1 pseudogene is annotated in these 270 nt (G+C 39.6%); it reads left to right on the top strand.

Annotated elements, in window-relative coordinates:
- Window positions 1–270: pseudogene (locus F973_RS15175) on the top strand (hypothetical protein); the annotation flags it as partial.

Raw genomic sequence — 270 nt, 5'->3', positions numbered from 1 at the left:
AATAAAAATGCAATCAGCACTTTAGACGGACGAGTAACAACCGAAGTAGGTAATTTAAATACAGCGATTACCAATAGTGCAACTGCAACTTTAGCCAATGCGAAAGGTTATACCGATGTGGAAGTTGGTAAGCTGGATACTAAACTTGGTACAGAAGTTGGCAACTTAAATACAGCAATTACAACCAGCGCAAATACGATTAATAGCCGTATTGATGGTGTGGATACCCGAATCGGCAATGAAGTGACTACCCTAAATACCAAGATTGGT

This window comes from Acinetobacter sp. CIP 102129, from assembly GCF_000368305.1.
Lineage (GTDB): Bacteria > Pseudomonadota > Gammaproteobacteria > Pseudomonadales > Moraxellaceae > Acinetobacter > Acinetobacter parvus.
This window is presented reverse-complemented; position numbering and strand designations above follow the sequence as displayed.